Raw genomic sequence first — 13,383 nt, forward strand, 5'->3', positions numbered from 1 at the left:
GGACGGTGCGCCGCGGCAAGAAGGGAGCGCCAGCCAGCGAGGCCGCGGCGGGTGAACGGACGGGCCAGGCGCCGCGCTGCAGGGCACAGCGCTTCGATTGCCTGACGCAGCAGTCTTCGCGGCAGCTTGGAAGATGTGAGTTTCATCGTTCCGCCTCGTCTCGTGCCGGGGCTCTGGTCCAGGTCGTGCGGCCAGCCTCCGCTCGGCGCGCGGGCGAGTCTCGGTCTCTGCCGCGCAAGTCGAACTTGCGCGCATCTTGTACGAATCTACGTCGCCGTGGCCACCAGGGGGCCGCTTTGTGTTCGCTGCCACGCGCAGCGTCCGGTGTGCGCAATTGACAGCGCGGAACCCGCGGTCCCATCATCTGCCCACAGCGATGCGCTCGCGCGTGCCACTGCCAAGCAGCGATATCGCGACGGGTAGCCAATTCCGACAAGGGAAACGGGGTCATGAATCGACTATTCAGCCGCGCTGGCATTGCCATGCTCGGGCTTTTGCTTTGCGCCTGCTCTGCCAGCAGGACGGGTCCGGGAACCGACACCTCGGTAGCCACGCCGGCGGATCCCGCCATGCGGGCTCTCGCCACCGAGGTCTTCGTCTACGGCTATCCGCTGGTGCTGATGGACATCACGCGCGAAACCATGACCGCGCGCACACCCCCCAATTCCTTCAAGCACGCACGCGTCTTCCCCGATGCCTCGTTTACCGACGTGGTCAGCCCGAATGCCGACACCTTGTATTCGACCGCCTGGCTGGATTTGTCGGACGAGCCCATCGTCATGACGGTGCCGGCCATGCACGGACGCTACTACTTGGTGCAGATGCTCGACGCATGGACCAATGTGTTCGCCGCACCGGGCACGCGCACGGCGGATGCGCGTCCGGCCAGCTATGCGATCACGGGCCCGGGTTTCAGCGGCCGCCTGCCGCAGGGCGTCATCGAGATCAAGTCGCCGACGCAGATGGTCTGGTTGATCGGGCGCATCCAGACCAATGGCAAGCATGACTTCGGCGCGGTCAACCATCTGCAGGACCAGTTCAAGCTGACACCGCTGTCGGCCTGGGGCCGGACCGGCCAATCGGCCGCCAGGGAGGGCCCGATGCCGTTGTCGCCGCGCGAAGGGTCGCCGGTCGACCAGGTGGCGCAGATGGACGCGCAGGCATTCTTCAGCCGCCTGGCGGCGCTGCTGCCCGCCAATCCGCCGGCGCCGGCGGATGCGGCGATGGTCGCCAAGATGGCCAGTCTGGGCATCGTCGCTGGCGAGCCCTACAAGACGACCGTGCTGGAGCCGTCCACCGCGCGGGCCGTGCAGGAAGGTGCGACCGCCGCGCTGGCGCTTATCCAGTCCGCCTCACAGCGGCAAGCCGGCGGCGCCGCGAACAACGGCTGGCAGGTCGCGCGCAATCTCGGGGAGTATGGCACCGACTATCTGCGGCGTGCGGTCGTGGCGCGCACCGGGCTGGGTGCCAACCTGCCGCAGGATGCCCTCTACCCATCGACCTACACCGATGCGGATGGCCAGCCCCTCTCCGGCGAGCACCGCTATGTGCTGCATTTCGACAAAGGCGAACTGCCCCCGGTGCGCGCCTTCTGGTCGCTGACGCTCTACGACAGCAAGCATGCTTTTGCCGAGAACGCGCTCGGTCGCTATGCGCTGGGTGATAGGGACCGGCTGCACCGCAACCGCGACGGCTCGCTCGACCTGATCATCCAGCACGAGCGGCCGCACGGGGCGCAGGCATCGAACTGGCTGCCTGCCCCCGCCGGACCCTTCAGCCTGACGATGCGGCTGTACTGGCCCAAGCCGGAGGCGCTCGAGGGCCGCTGGATGCCGCCGCCGGTGCGTCGCGCGCAGTAGCGCGGGCGCCGCGGGTTCTCAGAATTTCTAACGCAGGCCCGCGCCGCAACTGGTCGCACACCAGTGAACTTCAGGCCGCGGTCGCAGCGCAGTCGGCGCAGGCGTGGCCGCGCGCGGCGTGGATGCCGCTGTCCGACACTGCGAGCGCGTTCTCGCGCCGTGCCACCGGCACCGTGCCGGCGGCAACGCGCGCGCGCAAGGCACGCGCAGCACTCACCATGTTCGCCAGCGCGGCCTCGGTTTCCTGCCAGCCGCGCGTCTTCAGCCCGCAGTCCGGATTGACCCACAGGCGCGCGGCCGGAATCACCTCGCAGGCGCGCTCGAGCAGGCGCGTGATCGCCTCCACCGAAGGCACGCGCGGCGAGTGGATGTCATAGACGCCGGGGCCGATATCGTTCGGATAGGCGAAGTCGCCGAAGCCGCGCAGCAGTTCCATTGCCGAGCGCGAGGTCTCGATGGTGATGACGTCGGCATCCAGCGCGGCGATCGACGGCAGGATGTCGTTGAACTCCGCGTAGCACATATGGGTGTGGATCTGCGTCTCGTCGGCGGCCACGGCGGCGCTGATGCGGAAGGCGCGCACGGCCCAGTCCAGGTAGGCGGCCCAGTCCGCCTTGCGCAGCGGGAGCCCTTCGCGCAGCGCCGGCTCGTCGATCTGGATCACGCGGATGCCGGCCTGCTCCAGGTCGCGCACCTCGTCGCGGATGGCCAGCGCCAGTTGCAGTGTGGTGTCGGCGCGCGGCTGGTCGTCGCGCACGAAGGACCACTGCAGCATCGTCACGGGGCCGGTCAGCATGCCCTTCATGGGCCGCTCGGTCAGGGACTGTGCATAGCGTGCGGTGTCTACCGTCATCGGCTCGGGGCGGTAGACGTCGCCGTAGATCACCGGCGGCTTGACGCAACGCGAACCGTAGCTCTGCACCCATCCGTTCTCGGTGAACGCATAGCCGCACAGCTGTTCGCCGAAGTACTCGACCATATCGTTGCGTTCGGCTTCGCCATGCACCAGCACATCCAGGCCCAGCGCTTCCTGCTTGCGCACGGCCGACTCGATCTCGGCGCGGATGCGCTGCAGGTATTCCAGCGCGCCGATGTCACCGCGCTTGTAGGCGGCGCGGGTCTGGCGGATCGCGCCGGTCTGCGGGAAGGAGCCGATGGTGGTGGTGGGCAGCGGCGGCAGCTGCAGCGCCGCCTGCTGGCGCGCGATGCGCGCGGCGAAGGGGCTGCGCCGCTCGCCCATGTCGGCGCTGACCGCCGCCAGCCGCGCGCGCACCTGCTGATTGACCACGCGCGTGGAGCCGCGGCGCGAGGCCTGGGCGGCGTCGGATGCCGCCAGTTCGCTTGCCACCACGGCCTCGCCCTCGTTCAGCGCGCGCGCCAGCGTGCGCAGCTCGTCCAGTTTCTCGGTGGCGAAGGCCAGCCAGGATCGGATCTCGGGGTCGAGCCGGTGTTCGCCCTGCAGTGAGACCGGGATGTGCAGCAGCGAGCAGGATGGCGCCAGCCACAGCCGTTCGCCGAGGCGGGCATGCAGCGGTGCCAGCTTGGCAAGCACCGCGCGCAGGTCGGCGCGCCAGATATTGCGGCCGTCCAGCACGCCCGCCGACAGCACGGCATCGGGCGGCAGCACCGCGAGCCAGGTATCGAGCTGGCCGGGAGCGCGCACCAGGTCGAGGTGGAAGCCCTCCACGGGCAGCGCGGCGGCGCGTACGGCGTGGTCGGCAGCGGTGTCGAAGTAGGTGGCCAGCAGCAGCTTGACGCCGGTGCCGGCGAGCCCGGCGTAGGCGCTCTCATAGGCATCGAGCCAGGCAGCGTCCAGGTCCAGGCACAGGGCCGGTTCGTCGATCTGCACCCAGTCGACGCCCAGCGCGGCCAGGCGCTCCAGGATGCGGCGATAGGCGGCGGTCAGCGCGGGCAGCAGGCGCAGGCGGTCGAAGCCCGCTGCGTGCGACTTGGACAGCAGCAGGTAGGTCACGGGGCCGATCAGCACCGGCTTGGCGGCCAGGCCCAGCGCCCGGGCTTCCTGCACTTCGTCGAAGAACCAGTCCACCCCGCCGTCGAAGCGGGTCTCGGGGCCGAGTTCCGGCACCAGGTAGTGGTAGTTGGTATCGAACCACTTGGTCATCTCCAGCGCCGGCTGCGCGGCGTTGCCGCGCGCCAGCTCGAAGTACTGGGCGAGCGTCAGCCGCGCCGGATCGAAGCCGAAGCGGCCGGGCAGCGCGCCAAGCAGCGCACTCATGCCCAGCATCTGGTCGTAATAGGCGAAGTCGCCGACGGCGACGCGGTCCAGGCCACTGTCCGCCTGCTGCTGCCAGTGGCGGCGGCGCAGCGCGGCGGCGGTCTCGCGTAGGGCGGCTTCGTCGGTTTCGCCGCGCCAGAAGGCTTCCTGCGCGAACTTGAGTTCCCGTTGTGCGCCGATGCGCGGGAAGCCGAGGAGATGAGTGCGGGCCATGTCTTGTTCTGGATGGAAAGGATGGAAACGATGGCGCACAGTGTCGGAGTCCGCGTAAAATGAATCAAGCGACAAGTTTTAAACAACATATGAAAACGATTCATATCAGGCGCGATACCCCCTGTCGGGAACGGCCCAGCACCCGGGCGGAGGCAGCGTGATCGAAGTCCGTCATTTCCGCTCGCTGGTGGCTATCGCCGAGTCCGGCAAGCTGGCCGCCGCCGCTGAGCGCGTGCACGTGAGCCAGTCGGCCCTGTCCCACCAGATCAAGGCGATCGAGGCGCACTACGGCATGGCGCTGTTCGATCGCACCCGCCACGGCCTGCGCTTCACGCCGGCCGGCGAACGCCTGCTGGCGCTGGCGCGCGAAGCGCTGGCGGCCATCAGCGCGGCCGAGCGCGACCTGTCGCGCCTCAAGGGCGACACGCGCGGCGAACTGCGCATCGTGCTGGAGTGCCACACCTGCTTCGACTGGCTGATGCCCGTGATGGATGAGTTCCGGCGCCGCTGGCCGGAGGTGGAGATCGACCTGGTCGCCGGATTCCATGCGGACCCGCTGTCCCTGCTGGACGAAGGGCGGGCCGACCTGGTGGTGGGCTCGATGCCTGTGGGCCAGCGCGGGCTGGCGGTGACGCCGCTGTTCCGTTTCGAGATCCTCGCCGTGCTCGCCAACGAGCACCGCCTGCGCAACCGCCGGCGGCTGGAGGCGGAAGACTTCGCCGGGGAGACCTTGATCACCTATCCGGTGCCCGAACAGCGTATCGACCTGATCCGCGAGGTGCTGGAGCCTGCCGGCATCCGGCTGCCGCGCCGAACCGCGGAGCTGACCGTGGCCGTACTGCAGCTCGTGGCCAGCCGGCGCGGCATGGCGGCCCTGCCCAACTGGGGCGTGAAGAACTACGTGGACCACGACTACGTGCTGGCCAAGCGCATCGGCGCCAAGGGCCTATGGAGCGAACTCTATGCCACCGTGCCGGCGGCCATGGCCGAGCGGCCGTATGTGCGCGACTTCATGACCATCGTGCGTGACATCTGCGCCGCCGAGCTGGACGGCATCGAGCTGCTGCCGGAAGCCGGCGCGGACTGAGGAAGGCCCGGCAGGCCTGGGGCGTCAGGCCGCCTGCAGCGCGATCTCGTGCACATCGTGCACATCGTGGACTTCGTGCGCCGGACCCGGTGTCTCCACCATGTCCACGACCTCCACATCCATGCCGTTCGCCAGGCGCCTGACGAAGAGGTCGAGCAGGTCGGCTTCCTGCGCGCAGACCGACAGGCTGACCGGCGCCCGGGCATCCTGGCCGACGCGCAGCGAATGCAGGCTCAGGCCGGTGCGCCTTGCATTGGCCAGGGTCCATTCCAGCGTGCCGAACAGGTCGGCACCGGTGAATCGGAGGGAGAGATGGAGGGTCGGCAGCGGGGGCATGGCATCGGCGGCTTGGGTTGTTGTTGAGATAAATTTACCAGCCCGCTGTCGGAATTGCCTTCCTTATTCCCTTGTGATTGCCATCGTTTGGAGATGAATCGACTTGTATTGGTACAATCTCTGGTCGATTATTCTTCTTCGGATATCTCATGACCGCGCTACCTAAGCTAGACGAGACCGATCGGCGCATCCTGCGTGCGCTGCGCCGCGACGGTCGCCTCTCCAATGCCAAGCTGGCCGAACAGGTAGGGCTGTCGGCCACGCCTTGCTGGAACCGCGTGCGCGCGCTGGAAGAGGGCGGGGTGATCGAGGGCTATGCGGCGATGCTGAACCAGAAGGCCCTGGGCTTGCCTGACACGGTGCTGATCGAAGTCACGCTGGACCGCCACGACGACGACATGCTGCACCGCTTCGGCGAGGCGCTGGCGCAATTGCCCGAAGTGCTGGAGGCCTACCTGCTGACGGGTGAGTATGACTACCTGATCAAGGTGGCGGTGGCGGGCACGGAGGGCTATGAGGAGTTCCTGCGCCACAAGCTCTACAAGCTGCCTGGGCTGCGCCACAGCCATTCGACCTTCGTGCTGCGCTGCCTCAAGCGGCAGACCTCGGTCGAGCCTTGAGGGCGGCGGCGCGCCTCGCCTAGTGGCGGCGCGGCATGCCATGCCGGTTCAGGAGCGTCCGGCGCGCGCCGCCTGGCGCTCCAGCCGCGGCCCCAGCGCCGTGGTGGCGACGCCCAGCGCGATCAGCGCCAGCCCGGCGGACAGGTCCGCCGTGATGCGCTCGTGAAAGGCCACGGCGGACAGCAGCAGGCCGAGCAGCGGGACACAGAGCATGGCGATGGAGGTGGCCGCCGGCGGCAGCGTCTGCGTGATATTGAGCACCACGATGAAGGTCAGCGCCGTGGCCAGTGGACCGGTATAGAGCACCACCGGCCAGATCGCCTCGAAGGCCGGCACGTCCGGCAGGCCGTCGCGCAGCAAGGCCAGCGCCAGCAGGGGCAGCGTGGCCACGGCGCATTCCCAGGGAATCATGTCGACGCCCAGGCGCACCTCCCGGTTGGCGCGCAGCTGGATGATATTGACCGACCAGGCCAGCGAGGCACCCAGCAGCATCAGCAGGCCCAGCGCCACCTGTGCCTGCCAGTGCGCCAGCGCGGGCGAGACGATGATGGCGATGCCGCCGTAGCTGAAGACCGTGGCCAGCCATTGCGCGCGCGACAGCCGTTCGCGCAGCACGAGCGAGGACAGCGGGATCACCCAGATCGAGGTGGCATAGGCGATCACGGAGGCGCGCCCGGGTGGTACGTATTGCAGTGCCCACAGCGCCAGCGCGGTAAAGGCGGCCATCTGCATCAGGCCCACGCCCAGCACCAGCGGCCATTCCTTGCGGCTGGGCAGGCGCAGCCGGCCCAACAGGCCCAGCACCGCGAAGCTGATCGCCGCGGCGGAACCGAAGCGCGCCGTGGCGAACCACAGCGGGCTGACATGAGCCAGCCCGAGCTTCATCACCGGCCAGTTGCCTCCCCAGATGGCGACCGCGCAGGCGAGGGGGAGGAACCTGCGGATGCCTTGCGACGTTTGACTTGCTTGCATGAATCGACTCGTGAGACCGTGCCGCCGGCCTGTGCGGCGGCTGTAACGAGCAGCGAGTCTACGGTTCATTGCACCGCAGCATCGCCCGTATTTCACTGCGTCGAACCATCGATTCAGCATAGAATGCTGCGCTTCAAATAATCTGGAGCGTAATGTGCTGGACATCGACCTGGATGCCACCGATATCCGAATCCTCTCCGAACTGCAGCGCGACGGCAGCCTGACCAATGTGGAGCTGGCCAGCAGAGTCAACCTGTCGCCTTCGCCCTGCCTGGCGCGCGTGCGGCAACTGGAAAAGCAGGGCGTGATCTCGCGCAAGGTGACCCTGCTCGATGCACGCAAGCTCGGGCTGAAGGTGGTGGTCTTCATCCAGGTCTCGCTCGACAAGCAGCGGCGCGAGACGCTGGACAGCTTCGAGCGCCGCATCGCCGGCCTGCCGCAGGTCATGGAGTGCTACCTGATGTCCGGCGATGCCGACTACCTGCTGCGCGTGGTGGTGCCCGACGTGGAGGCGCTGGAGCGCCTGATCATCGACCAGATCACCCGCATCCCCGGCGTGGCCAGCATCCGTTCGAGCTTTGCCCTCAAGCAGGTGCTGTACAGCACCGCCTTGCCGCTGGGCTGAATGCGGCCCGGCAGCCGATCAGACGGGCTGCCGATCAAGCGGCTGCGGATCAACTGGCTGACGCAGCGCGCCGGGATTCGCGCAGGTAGCCGTGCAGGGCCAGCCGCACCTGCTGCCGCAGGCGCTCATGGTCCAGCTTCGCGCCTGCGCTGATGCAGGCACGCGCCACCAGGCCATAGACCACGGTCTGGGCCGTGGCCGCGGCCTCGTCCGCGGCCACGCCCGCGGGCCAGTCGCGCGCCTGCAGGAAGGCACGCCGCCAGGTGTCGATGAAGCGGTCGTAGGTCTTCTGGTACGCCGCCTGGCCGGAATAGTGGCGCTCCAGCAGGTAGAGCGGTCCCCAGCGTTCGGGCGTGGGGCGGTGGCTGTCGATATTGACGTCGACCAGCGCATCGACGATGTCCCGCAGCCGGCGTCCCTTGCTGGCGTCGAGCACGTCATTCATGGCCTGCAGGATGCCCTTGGTGCGCAGGTGCAGGCAGACCCGCACCAGCTCCTCCTTGTTGCTGAAGTACTCGTAGAAGGTCCCGAGGCCGACGCCGGCCAGGTCGACGATGGCGCGGATCTTGATGCCGCCGTAGTCGCCGGTCTGCACCAAAAGCCGAACAAAGGCTTCCTGGATGGCCAGCGAGGTCTGCCACGAGCGGGCCTGGACCGGCTTGCGGCGCGTGTTTGACGGGGCTTTGGCGGGTGGGGGCATGGCTCTCCTGAAGCCGAACATGCGCGTGCGCATTCCTTCCTAGAATGACCGCTCGACTATATCAAGGGCGCGCCCGCCACGGCGCAGCGGCGCGCTTTCCCGGGCGCATCCGCCGCGACACGGCCCGCCTGGCAGCACCAAGGAGACCCGCCATGCAATGGAAGACACACGACGTCAAGAACCAGGTACCCGAACTGAAGGACTACAACCTCTTCGCCACCGACGTGCCGCTGCAGCGCGCGGTCGAGCGCGGTGGCGCCGGCTGGCACGCGGCCGAACTCAGCCGGCAGGGCGCGCTGCTGGGCGCGCAACAGACCATCCGCCAGGCGGAGGATGCCAACCGGCACACACCGGAGCTGCACACGTTCTCGCGCACCGGCGAGCGCATCGATGAGGTGCGCTTCCACCCGGCCTGGCATGAGGTGATGCAGATCGCGCGGCGCAGCGGCCTGGCCAACCTGCCGTTCGCCGACACCCGGCCGTCTGCCTGGGCCGGCTACGGCGCCTCGCTCTATATGCACAGCCAGATCGAGTCCGGCTCGCTGTGTCCCACCAATATGACGCAGGCCTGCATTCCCGTGCTGCAGAAGGAGCCTGCGCTGTACGAGCAGCTCGCCGCCAAGCTGCTGGCGCGTGACCACGATCCGCGCGACCTGCCCATCGCCTCCAAGGATTCGATCTGCGTGGGCATGGGCATGACGGAGAAGCAGGGCGGCACCGATGTGCGCGCCAACACCACCCGGGCCGTCAGCCTGCGTGGCGAGGGGCGGGGCGCGGAGTACCTGCTGACCGGGCACAAGTGGTTTTTCTCGGCGCCGATGTGCGACGCCCACCTCGTGCTGGCGAACACCGAGGCCGGCTCGTCTTGTTTCTATGTGCCGCGCTGGCGGCCGGACGGCAGCAAGAACGCAGTCGAGATCCAGCGCCTGAAGGAGAAGGTGGGCAACCGTTCCAATTCCAGCAGCGAGGTGGAACTCAAGGAGGCCTGGGGCATCCTGGTGGGCGAGGAGGGGCGCGGCATTCCCACCATTCTCGAAATGGCCACCTACAGCCGGCTCAACTGCGCGCTGTCCAGCGCAGGCTTCCTGCGCCAGGGGCTGGTGCAGGCGCTGCACTATGCGCGCCATCGCGCCGCGTTCGGCAAGAAGCTGGTGGCGCAGCCGCTGATGCGCCGGCTGCTGGCCGATATGGCGCTGGAGAGCGAGGCCGCCATGCTGCTGGCGATGGACCTGGCCAGCGCCTTCGCCGACGAGGATGCCGCGCTGGTGGGCTGGCGGCGCGTGCTGACGCCGACGGCCAAGTTCTGGATCTGCAAGCGGGCGGTCGAGCTTTCGGGCGAGGCGATGGAAGTGTTCGGCGGCAACGGCTATGTCGAGGAAGGTCCCATGGGCCGGCTGTTCCGCGAGGCCCCGGTCAACTCCATCTGGGAGGGCTCGGGCAATGTGATGTGCCTGGATGTGCTGCGCGCCATCAGCCGCAAGCCCGACGATTTCGGCGCCGTGCTGGCCCGGCTGCGCGAGCTGGGCGGCGGCGATGCGCGCGTCGCCGCCAGCATCGGCAAGCTGCAGGACGCGCTGCTGCTGCCGCCCGAGACGCTGGAGGCCGAGGCGCGCCGGTTCACCACGCGCCTTGCGCTGACCGCCCAGGCCTGCCTGATGCTGCGGCACGCCGACCCGCTGGCGGCCGAGGCCTACCTGGCGAGCCGGTTCGACGCCGACTGGGGTGCGGTGCCCGGCATCAGCTCGGGCCTGGCCAGCGGCGAGGACGAGGCGCGCCTGCTGGAAATGGCCTGGGCCGCCTGAGCCGGCCCCGCAGGACAAGGGCGGCGGCCGGCCGTCACCCGCGGCCGCGCGGCGGGCCGTGCAGGGCCGCCGCCGCGTCAACCATAACAATTACCGCACGGAGACACTGCATGAACCTGATCGCGATGCTCGAGGCCACGGTGCGCAACCAGCCAGGCCGGCCTGCCATACGCTTCGAAGGCGAGACCCTGAGCTATCAGGACTTCAACGCGATGACGCGCCGCGCGGCCACCGTGCTGCGCAGCCTGGGCGTGGTGCGCGGCGGCCGCGTGGCGCTGATGTGCGCGAACACGCCCGGCTTCCTCGTCGCCATGTTCGGCGCGCTGCGGCTGGGCGCCGCCGTGGTGCCGGTCAACCACAAGCTGCAGGCGGCCGAGGTGGACTACATCCTGCGTCACAGCGGCGCGCGGCTCTGCATCCACGATGGCCGCCTCGACGCCGTGATGGCACGGCTGGCAACGCCGGTGCGCCGGCTCTGCACCGGCAGCCCGGCCGACGGCGTGGACGATTTCGACGCGCTGGTGGCGGCGGCACAGGAGACCGAGGGCGTGGTGCCGGAAGACGGCGAGCTTGCCGAGATCCTCTACACCTCGGGCACCACCGGCAAGCCCAAGGGCTGCCTGCATTCGCATGCCAATGTGTTCGCCGCTGCGCTGGCCACCGCTGCAGGCATGTCGATCACGCGCGAGGAGCGCATGCTGATCGCCATGCCGATCTGGCACGCCTCGCCGTTGAACAACTGGACCATGTCCACGCTGCTGATGGGCGGCACCGTGGTGCTGCTGCGCGACTACGAACCGGCCGCCTTCCTGCGCATCATCGAACAGGAACGCACCACAAGCACATTCTGCGCACCGGTTGCGCTGCTGGCCCCGCTCCATGTGGTGCCGGACTTCGAAACCTATGACCTGAGCTCGATGCGCTTGTGGACCTACGGTGGCGGGCCGCTCGGCGCAGATATGGCACGCAGGCTGGTGGCAGCCTATCGCTCGCACAACTTCATCCAGGTCTATGGCATGACCGAGACCGGGCCGCTGGGCACCGCGCTCTATGCCGAGGACGCGCTGACGCGCGCGGGGTCCATCGGCCGCGCCAGCATGCCGGGCGTGGCGTTGCGCGTGGTCACGACGGAGGGCCGCGCCGCCGGGCCGGGCGAAGTCGGAGAGATCCAGCTGCGTTCCGACGCCATGATGACCGGCTACCTGGACGATCCCGAGGCCACGCGCGCGGCCATCGACTCTCAAGGCTGGTATGCCAGCGGCGATCTCGCGCGGGTCGACGAGGACGGTTACCTGTACATCGTCGACCGTGCCAAGGACATGGTCATCACCGGCGGCGAGAACGTCTATTCCAAGGAAGTGGAGGACGCGCTGGCCGCGCATCCGCTGGTGCAGGACGTGGCCGTGATCGGCCGGCCTCACCCCGAGTGGGGCGAGACCGTGATCGCCTGCATCGTGCTCAAGCCGGGCGCGGCGCGCGAGCAGGCCGACGCGGAGGCCTTGCGCGCCTTCCTGTCACCGCTGATCGCGCGCTACAAGATTCCGCGCCTGGTTGAATTCCACGAGACGCTGCCGCGCACGCCCACGGGCAAGCTGATGAAGCACGTGTTGCGGGGGCGGTAGCAGGCCCCCGCATCGCCCAGAGTGCCCACATAGCCCGGCCAGCGGCAGGCCAGCCTACTCCGAGCGGCCGCCGGGCCCCTGGCCGGCGGCAGTGTCGGGGCCGACGCCGGCCGCGGCGTCCTTGGCGGGCCCGCCTTTGTCGACACGGCTGGCGCCGGTGCCGGCCAGGCCGTCGCGGCGCGCGATCTCCTCGCGCGTGGCGGTGGACAGGTCCCAGGTGGCGATGAACAGCGCCGCGATCAGCGGGCCGATGACGAAGCCGTTCAGGCCGAACAGCGACAGGCCGCCCAGCGTGGAGATCAGCACGACCCAGTCGGGCATGCGAGTGTCCTTGCCGACCAGGATGGGCCGCAGCACATTGTCGACGGTCCCGATCACGATGGCGCCGAAGGCGGCCAGGCCGATGCCCTTGCCAACTGCCCCGGTGAGCAGGAAATAGACGGCCACCGGCCCCCAGATCAGGCTGGCGCCGACCGCCGGCAGCAGCGAGAGAAAGGCCATCAGCACTGCCCACAGCAGCGAGCCCTGGATCCCGAGAACCCAGAAGATCAGTCCGCCGAGCGCGCCCTGCACCGCGGCCACGGCGAGATTGCCCTTGACGGTGGCGCGCGCCACCGTGGTGAACTTGCGCAGCAGGTGGTCCTTGTGTCCCGCTTCCAGCGGGATGGCGTGGATGATGCGCCGCGAAATCTCCTGGCCGTCCCGCAGCAGGAAGAACAGCAGGTAGAGCATGACGCCGAAGCCGACCATGAACTGGAAGGTGTTCTGGCCGATGCTTAACGCCTGCGTGGCGAGGAACTGGCTGGCCTGCGCCGCGCCGGCGGTGAGCTTTGCCTGCAGCCCGCCGATGTCGGCCAGGTCCAGCCGCTGCAGCAGGCCGCCGAGCGATGGCGGCAGGGCCTGGATGACATGCTGGAAGTAGGCGCCGAAATTGATCTGCCCGGTGCGGATCTCCTGGAACAGGGCATTGCCCTCCTGCACCAGTGCGACGGCCAGGAAGACCATCGGCAGCACCACGATCAGAACGCAGACCGCCAGCGTGGCGAGCGCGGCCAGATTGCCGCGGCCGCCCAGCTTGCGCGTCAGCCATTGATTGGCCGGATGGAAGATGATGGCCAGCACGGCGCCCCAGAAGACCGCGCCGGAATAGGGCCAAAGCACGAAGCAGAAGGCCACCGAGACCGCCACCAGCACCAGATAGAAGGAAACCTGCTGCATCTCGGCCTTCTCTTTGTCACGCATGTCCCTGTCACCTGTCCTTGTCACGGTTTTTCGTTTCGCATTCCGGCCGCGCGTATGCCCCCGGGGGCG

At 68.6% G+C, this 13,383-nt stretch carries 11 protein-coding genes; 6 read left to right on the forward strand and 5 right to left on the reverse strand.

Translation table 11 applies throughout. From position 1 onward, the window contains the following. Positions 1-449: 449 nt before the first annotated feature. Positions 450-1,859 carry a DUF1254 domain-containing protein gene (locus tag AC1Z3O_RS25915; protein ID WP_483518843.1) on the forward strand — a complete coding sequence of 470 codons (1,410 nt, stop codon included), beginning with the start codon at positions 450-452 and terminating at the stop codon, positions 1,857-1,859. 70 nt (positions 1,860-1,929) lie between these two features. Here the strand turns inward: AC1Z3O_RS25915 and metE are convergent, their stop codons facing one another. Then, the gene (gene metE / locus AC1Z3O_RS25920) at positions 1,930-4,308 is read right to left on the reverse strand and encodes a 5-methyltetrahydropteroyltriglutamate--homocysteine S-methyltransferase (RefSeq protein WP_483518845.1); all 2,379 of its coding nucleotides are present in this window, start codon (positions 4,306-4,308) and stop codon (positions 1,930-1,932) included. A 157-nt stretch (positions 4,309-4,465) separates the two neighbouring features. Here metE and AC1Z3O_RS25925 point away from each other — a divergent pair, with 157 nt between their 5' ends. Next, on the forward strand, positions 4,466-5,395 hold the full coding sequence (locus AC1Z3O_RS25925) for a LysR family transcriptional regulator (RefSeq protein WP_483518847.1): 930 nt from the start codon (positions 4,466-4,468) through the stop codon (positions 5,393-5,395). Between the two features lie 24 nt (positions 5,396-5,419). Here the strand turns inward: AC1Z3O_RS25925 and AC1Z3O_RS25930 are convergent, their stop codons facing one another. Next, the gene (locus AC1Z3O_RS25930; RefSeq protein WP_483518849.1) at positions 5,420-5,731 is read right to left on the reverse strand and encodes an AsnC family transcriptional regulator; all 312 of its coding nucleotides are present in this window, start codon (positions 5,729-5,731) and stop codon (positions 5,420-5,422) included. A 149-nt stretch (positions 5,732-5,880) separates the two neighbouring features. Between AC1Z3O_RS25930 and AC1Z3O_RS25935 the strand changes: the two genes are divergently transcribed. Next, entirely contained in the window at positions 5,881-6,351 is a 471-nt protein-coding gene (locus AC1Z3O_RS25935; RefSeq protein WP_483518850.1) for an Lrp/AsnC family transcriptional regulator, read from the forward strand. 48 nt (positions 6,352-6,399) lie between these two features. Here AC1Z3O_RS25935 and AC1Z3O_RS25940 read toward each other — a convergent pair whose 3' ends face one another. Further along, positions 6,400-7,323 carry a DMT family transporter gene (locus AC1Z3O_RS25940; protein WP_483518852.1) on the reverse strand — a complete coding sequence of 308 codons (924 nt, stop codon included), beginning with the start codon at positions 7,321-7,323 and terminating at the stop codon, positions 6,400-6,402. A 154-nt stretch (positions 7,324-7,477) separates the two neighbouring features. On the opposite strand from AC1Z3O_RS25940, the gene AC1Z3O_RS25945 reads away from it, so the two are divergent. Beyond that, on the forward strand, positions 7,478-7,948 hold the full coding sequence (locus AC1Z3O_RS25945; protein WP_483518854.1) for an Lrp/AsnC family transcriptional regulator: 471 nt from the start codon (positions 7,478-7,480) through the stop codon (positions 7,946-7,948). A 49-nt stretch (positions 7,949-7,997) separates the two neighbouring features. Here the strand turns inward: AC1Z3O_RS25945 and AC1Z3O_RS25950 are convergent, their stop codons facing one another. After that, positions 7,998-8,648 (reverse strand): TetR/AcrR family transcriptional regulator, encoded by a 651-nt coding sequence (locus AC1Z3O_RS25950; RefSeq protein WP_483518856.1) that lies wholly within the window; start codon positions 8,646-8,648, stop codon positions 7,998-8,000. Between the two features lie 152 nt (positions 8,649-8,800). Between AC1Z3O_RS25950 and AC1Z3O_RS25955 the strand changes: the two genes are divergently transcribed. Together AC1Z3O_RS25955 and AC1Z3O_RS25960 are read left to right on the forward strand one after the other, a co-directional pair. After that, the gene (locus AC1Z3O_RS25955) at positions 8,801-10,450 is read left to right on the forward strand and encodes an acyl-CoA dehydrogenase family protein (RefSeq protein WP_483518858.1); all 1,650 of its coding nucleotides are present in this window, start codon (positions 8,801-8,803) and stop codon (positions 10,448-10,450) included. A gap of 110 nt (positions 10,451-10,560) precedes the next feature. Next, the gene (locus tag AC1Z3O_RS25960) at positions 10,561-12,072 is read left to right on the forward strand and encodes a class I adenylate-forming enzyme family protein (protein ID WP_483518860.1); all 1,512 of its coding nucleotides are present in this window, start codon (positions 10,561-10,563) and stop codon (positions 12,070-12,072) included. A 54-nt stretch (positions 12,073-12,126) separates the two neighbouring features. On the opposite strand, the gene AC1Z3O_RS25965 is transcribed toward AC1Z3O_RS25960, so the two are convergent. Further along, a complete protein-coding gene (locus AC1Z3O_RS25965; RefSeq protein ID WP_483518862.1) occupies positions 12,127-13,314 on the reverse strand; it encodes an AI-2E family transporter in 1,188 nt (395 codons plus the stop codon). Positions 13,315-13,383 lie beyond the last annotated feature (69 nt).

The organism is Cupriavidus sp. 09_S30, from assembly GCF_056930435.1.

Bases quoted from the DNA above. Each gene is read 5' to 3' on its own strand.
- AC1Z3O_RS25915 (WP_483518843.1), top strand. From the start codon at position 450: ATGAATCGACTATTCAGCCGCGCTGGCATTGCCATGCTCGGGCTTTTG.
- metE (WP_483518845.1), bottom strand. From the start codon at position 4,308: ATGGCCCGCACTCATCTCCTCGGCTTCCCGCGCATCGGCGCACAACGG.
- AC1Z3O_RS25930 (WP_483518849.1), bottom strand. From the start codon at position 5,731: ATGCCCCCGCTGCCGACCCTCCATCTCTCCCTCCGATTCACCGGTGCC.
- AC1Z3O_RS25935 (WP_483518850.1), top strand. From the start codon at position 5,881: ATGACCGCGCTACCTAAGCTAGACGAGACCGATCGGCGCATCCTGCGT.
- AC1Z3O_RS25940 (WP_483518852.1), bottom strand. From the start codon at position 7,323: ATGCAAGCAAGTCAAACGTCGCAAGGCATCCGCAGGTTCCTCCCCCTC.
- AC1Z3O_RS25950 (WP_483518856.1), bottom strand. From the start codon at position 8,648: ATGCCCCCACCCGCCAAAGCCCCGTCAAACACGCGCCGCAAGCCGGTC.
- AC1Z3O_RS25955 (WP_483518858.1), top strand. From the start codon at position 8,801: ATGCAATGGAAGACACACGACGTCAAGAACCAGGTACCCGAACTGAAG.
- AC1Z3O_RS25960 (WP_483518860.1), top strand. From the start codon at position 10,561: ATGAACCTGATCGCGATGCTCGAGGCCACGGTGCGCAACCAGCCAGGC.
- AC1Z3O_RS25965 (WP_483518862.1), bottom strand. From the start codon at position 13,314: ATGCGTGACAAAGAGAAGGCCGAGATGCAGCAGGTTTCCTTCTATCTG.